The sequence below is a fragment of the Fibrobacter sp. genome (genome assembly GCA_012523595.1).
In the GTDB taxonomy this organism is placed as follows: Bacteria; Fibrobacterota; Chitinivibrionia; order Chitinivibrionales; family Chitinispirillaceae; genus JAAYIG01.
Genome location: JAAYIG010000165.1, coordinates 1 through 4217, shown reverse-complemented (window position 1 = coordinate 4217; position 4217 = coordinate 1). Strand labels below are relative to the sequence as shown.

Genomic DNA, 4217 nt, shown 5'->3' with positions numbered 1-4217 from the left:
TCATCACCAACTTCATGAGTTTCCACGTGAGCACTGAGAAGCACCGGAGCTACCCGATCCTGAACAGAAATGGCCATTGCACCCACTAACCCTTTCCCGGGAATAATACCTCTTTTTATCGATATGATATCGGTGGAAAAAACAGATGTCTTTGGCTCAGTAGAACCCTCATGTACAGTCAATATTAAATTTCCGGAAGAAAAAGAGATGTTATCCAGGGTAAAATTGCGCTCAGGAGGTAAAACGATAAGATCACTAAGAATTTCCAGATCGCTTCCGCTCAGCTCCCCTCTGCAGGCAATTACTATACTGTCGATAAACCCATCTGCATCACGGTCATAATAATATGCATTTGTAAACGTTAGTGCATCATTGACAACTGTGGCATTGATCTCCGCTCTGCGGTTTGCGGAATTGGTCTGAACATTATCCAGGGGATCACTAATCTGTGCCTGGGGCCTTATCCAGACAGAGTCTCCCTGCTTTATTACACCAATATCACCTCCGGAAACCTCACCCGTATAGGTATCTGTTTCAAGACTGCTTCCGGAAAAGCTTACAGAATAGTTACTTCCATCCGAAGCCTTAAAACTGAATGGTTCGCTTGCGGAAAAGGCATTGATACGTTCTGAGAACACGACAGTAAGGGAATCAACCAATCCGGTATATGAGATAAGGTTTGCGGATACGATTACCGGGGGTAAGTGATCCCTGGCCATGAAACTGTTGGTCCTCACCTCCCCACCCCCGGGCAGTTTCCCCTCCCTGGTACGGAAGAGATCCTGTCCACTTACGGATGTTACCGGACGATCGCTGTTCTCTCTCACCAGAATTTCTATGGCTTTCTCTGAAAGCAGCCGGGATTGGCGAACCGTAAAATTACGCCAGGTGGGCATGTCCAGAAGCCTTAGAAATGCCGGAAGGTCACTCTCCAGCACAGACCCTGAAAAATTGAGAATGACACTGTCGATAAAACCATCAGCATCATTATCATAATAATGCGCGCTTGACACGTAGATACCGACATAGTCTGCCATACACACTTTTGTCAAAAGAACCGCCGCAAATACTGCTATCTTCCATTTCATAAAAGGTCACTTTCTTTTTTACGCTTCCCCGGATATTTTTTATTTACAAAACAGATTACTTTAGTCTCCTATATCCTGCATCTTTCCCTTCAGTTCCTCAATCTCATCATCAATTTTCCGTTCCTCTCTCGTTCTCACCTTTTGCTGTTCCGTACCGGTACCCCGCAGAATTCTCTGTACGGTTGCGACAGCATACTCCAGATCTTCCTTCAGGATGTAGATTCCTCTCTCGAAGAAACGGACTCTCCTCTGCTCATCGGAGGATTTCTGGAAAGAATCGATACTTCCCTTGATATCCGATTGTCTTTTGTGCAGCAGATCGATTTTTTTCTTCGGGGCCCTTGTGCGGGCAATATTGATAATCTCGGATGCAAGGGAGTCGTAGAGAGCACGGCTGCTGTCGTACTGGTTCTTCTCCCTTTCCATCATCTCCAGAGAGATATTCTGGTAGCTATCAAGCTCCGATGCAGCTTCAAGGAGAAGATTTTCGGCGGTTTCATATTTCTGCTGCTGGATATACCCATAGGCCTGAATCAGTTTTCCCTCACTTTTTATGATGGTTTTTTTGCTTCTTGAGACAAGTTTTTCTCCTGTGGTGATACAGTCTTTCCACTGCCGGGCTTTCACAGCCAGCCATCCCAGTCCAAGTTGCGCATCCTCGAAATAGTAACTCTCCTCAGGAACCATCCTCAGTGCTGTCACAGCTTTGGAAAGGGAATTATCTTCGTAATAGATATAACCCAGAAGTACCAGAGAGCGGTTGACGATCTCTTTTTGAGCAGGGCTTTTTACATTTTCCGCATCGATTACATTCCTGAGATGATCTATTATTACAGATCTCTGCCCGGCGGACTTCTCCTGGACAGTAGCGGATGTGTGCTGAGCAAAGACATACGCTTCATGCCTGCTCTGTACCATGGCAAAGTAAACAAGCGCCCTCAGATACTCCATCCGGACCACCTCTGTCTCCCCCATGTAATAAGCGGCATATTGCTTTATCTCATCGGGAGCATTACCCTCCCATATCGCCCTGAACTGTCTTTCCACATCGTTGTACATTCCCTCTCTATAGTAAACTCTCATCATTCCCAGATCGGCATCAGCTACAAATCTGCTTTGAGGGTATCTCTCTTTCAGATCGGAATAGGCTTTAAGGGCCGATTTTCTCATATCCAGTTTTTCAAGACTTGAGGCGCTGTAGTAGGCCGAAGCATCATTTTTAAAGAAATCGGGGTATTCAGCCATAAGTCTGGAGAAATAGAAATAGGCATCCCAGTAGTTCTCCCGGTGATAAGCATCCATGGCCATACTGTAGAGATTTGACGGAGAGATTCTGGCCAACTGAGCCATCCTGCGGGCAAAGAGTTCCTCTCTGTGGGACCCAAACTGTGCAATCACATAGACAGACTGGTTTCCCATAAGTTCGCTGTTGACATTTTTCCGGAACTGATAATAGACAGAAAGTTCTTTTCCTTTGTTAAGATAGGAGAGATCTCCTCCCAGGGCAAAACCAAAGCTCCCCAGACGTTTCCACTGGTTTATATCTGTAAACCCTTTTAATTTAAGGTAGGAAACAGGGGTGAAGCCAAGCTGAAACTCCATGTCCCACTCAAGTTCCCTGGATCCGGAGAAAATCGCCGGCTTTGCCATAAAGTCACTTAAAGACAACTGATACTGAAACTCGAGCCTGTTCCGGAAGAACCCTGCATGGTATTGAGTTGAAAGCTGAGAGGAATAGGGCATCTTCTGATTACTTGAGACTGCGGGGGAGAGCAGGTTTTTATAAGAAAAACCCAGAACATGGTACCCGACCACTGGATCAAGAATCAATCTGTAGCTAAAGCCCAGATCTATCCCCGCACCCCAGGTCGGGTTACCGAAATTTCCCTGACTGGCAAGGCTGAGGTTCGCACCAGCGGAGAACTTTCCAAAGGGGTTGGTGGCAAATGAGCCTATAAAGAAGAAGTTATTGTTCCGGGTTGAACCGCTATACACAAGAGAATCACCCTGAAAAGTAAATCCCCCGACCTTCCCTCCCCTCTCGGCAACGATTGTAAATCCAACCGTGCTGTAGAGTGAAAAAGGATATGTGATACCTGCCTCCAGAAGAGTTGCCGAGTTATTTACAGGCAGAAGGTTTACCGCCCTGACAGAAGGATACTGCTCCTCCATCATGAATGCCGGATTGTCCACAGGAGAGCGGAAGAGAAAAACCTGCCGCCATCTGTTTGACAATAGATATTCTCCCGGAAGTCCGTCACCTGTCACCTGGCCTGAAAACATAAAAAGTGTTGCTGCAACAGCCCAAATCCGCCCCAATTTCCTGAATATCATAATGAATAGACCTCAGAAGTTTCATCGAAGGGAACTTTTTTTCTAAAAGTTTATACAGCATAAAATCTGCCAATCTGGAGCAATAGTCCGGGCAGGCTCAAAGTAATGCATTTGTCTATTCCGGATATTTTATCAGATGTTTAGTTCTGCGGGTAATACCAGAGTTAGATCGAAACACTTACCAGAAGTGTATGCAGACTTAAGTTATGGCAGGAAGCTGGTCTAATCACCGACTGCAGGCAAGTTAAATTCGCTTTTTAGTTAAGCTGGCTGAATAATACTATTTTTATAAGAAATTACAGCAAAACCGAAAGGAAACAATATGCCGATTTTTGAATACCGCTGCAAGAAATGCGGGAAAATATTTGAAGAGCTTGTTACCGGGAACAGGGATCAGACCCTCCCCTGCCCATCATGCGGTTCTCTCACTACAGAAAAACTGATGTCTGTTATAGGAGGAATCTCCATGGGCAGAAGCAGTGATAATTTCTGTGCATCAAGCTGTGCTAATGCCCGGTCCTGTGCCGCATCAGGAGGCGGATGCTGTCCGCATGGAGGATAAGGAGATCCTCATTGGGATCTCTTCTGCGCCTTCACCATCCTCTCCCTCTCTGCGATCTTTTCCCTGAACCCCTCCAGAAGTTCACTCTCAGGGTTATGGCCAAGCCCTTTAATCAGCCACTGACGAGCTTTGCCAAACTCCTCCAGTTCTATATATAATGTAATAAGGTTTGCATAGGTCTCAGGAATATCATATTTCCTCTCTATGGCTTTCTTGTAGGCTTTCTCGGCGTT

4 protein-coding genes are annotated in these 4217 nt (G+C 45.8%); 1 reads left to right on the top strand and 3 read right to left on the bottom strand.

The window, feature by feature from the left end; genetic code table 11:
- On the bottom strand, positions 1–1088 hold a 1088-nt coding region (locus tag GX089_11315; GenBank protein NLP03076.1), incomplete at its 3' end, for a hypothetical protein.
- 60 nt (positions 1089–1148) lie between these two features.
- The gene (locus tag GX089_11310) at positions 1149–3407 is read right to left on the bottom strand and encodes a hypothetical protein (protein ID NLP03075.1); all 2259 of its coding nucleotides are present in this window, start codon (positions 3405–3407) and stop codon (positions 1149–1151) included.
- A gap of 337 nt (positions 3408–3744) precedes the next feature.
- On the opposite strand from GX089_11310, the gene GX089_11305 reads away from it, so the two are divergent.
- Positions 3745–3984, top strand: a complete 240-nt coding sequence (locus tag GX089_11305) for a zinc ribbon domain-containing protein (GenBank protein NLP03074.1) — start codon at positions 3745–3747, stop codon at positions 3982–3984.
- Between the two features lie 8 nt (positions 3985–3992).
- On the opposite strand, the gene GX089_11300 is transcribed toward GX089_11305, so the two are convergent.
- Positions 3993–4217: hypothetical protein (locus GX089_11300; GenBank protein ID NLP03073.1), on the bottom strand; the 225-nt coding region annotated here is incomplete at its 5' end.